This window comes from Streptomyces sp. NPDC046900 (genome assembly GCF_040644975.1).
GTDB lineage: Bacteria > Actinomycetota > Actinomycetes > Streptomycetales > Streptomycetaceae > Streptomyces.
In genome coordinates this window covers 1-1,057 of the sequence record NZ_JBEYXD010000268.1, presented here as the reverse complement: position 1 = coordinate 1,057, position 1,057 = coordinate 1, and the positions used below count along the sequence as shown (strand labels likewise).

General features: G+C 67.7%; 1 protein-coding gene. It reads right to left on the bottom strand.

Features of this window, described 5'->3' with window-relative positions; all coding sequences use genetic code 11:
• Positions 1-62 precede the first annotated feature (62 nt).
• Positions 63-992, bottom strand: coding sequence for a transposase family protein (locus tag ABZ904_RS51360; protein WP_361831256.1), 930 nt, complete (start codon positions 990-992; stop codon positions 63-65).
• Between the last annotated feature and the right edge of the window lie 65 nt (positions 993-1,057).

Below are 1,057 nucleotides of genomic sequence, written 5' to 3'. Positions count from 1 at the left end.
TAACGACTTGGTGCGCGATTGAGGGTGGGGCGTGCTGGCCTGGAGGGTTGGCTGGTGGGTGATTACCGCATGGCTGTGCGGTCGGAGACCAGACCGGCGATGGCCAGGTGGGTCTCGTCGTAGTACTCGCGGCGTCCGATCCACCGCTGGAGGGGCCGCCACTGCTTGTGCTCGGCGTTAGCGTGCTCGACCGGGATCCGTTCGGAGGACTGTTTCGTGCGGGCCGCCTCCCAGTCGGCCACTTCCTCGGGCGGGGCGTCCTTCTTCGGCTTCAGTGGCGGGGCTTCGACCTGGTCGGGGAACTGCTTGGCCAGGCCCCGGTAGCCGGCGTCCACCTTGGCCCTCACCTGGGGGAACCGCTCGAACAAATCGCAGATGCCCTCGGTCTTCAGCGCCGTCTGATCGTGCATACGACCGGGCCGGAAGGCCCCCGTCCACAACGTGCGGCCCTTCTCGTCACTGATGACGGTGGCCTTCTTGGTGTTCTGCTTCATCTTGCCGGAGACGAAAGCCCGCCGCCCGGGCCTGTTCGCCCGGGGTCGGCGCACTCTCACCTCGGTTCCGTCGATCCGCAACTCCACGCCATGGGAGGCGGCGTAGGCGAAAACGTCAACCAGGGTCCGAAGCCGCAGGTCAGGGGCTGCGGGGACGGCGAAGCCCCGGGCGGCGAGTAAGGGGCGCACCCCGTGAACGGCGCGGGTGATCGTGGAGCGGTCCACGCCGTAGAACAGGGCGAGGGCGGCGTGCGGGAGTTGGAAGCGCAGCACGACCAGAGTGGCAATGACCCGGTCGGTGAAGACGAGTTCATGGTCGGGGCCGGCTCCTGCGGCGCGCTGCCGGTCATGGCCTCGGCGTTCACGCAGCCGGGACTCCTCACGGGCCGTCCACGGCTCGGCCAGCTCCGCGATCAGCTTGCTTAAGCGGCGGCGCGGGATGCCAGTACAGATACGATGGCTCAAGGCCGTGCGGGCCCATCCTGACGTCACAATCATGATCGTCCCGCACGGCCGTTCGCATGCTCAGGGCAGGGTGTCAGCTATCGCGCACCAAGTCGTAA

Bases quoted from the DNA above. Each gene is read 5' to 3' on its own strand.
- ABZ904_RS51360 (WP_361831256.1), bottom strand. From the start codon at position 992: ATGATTGTGACGTCAGGATGGGCCCGCACGGCCTTGAGCCATCGTATC.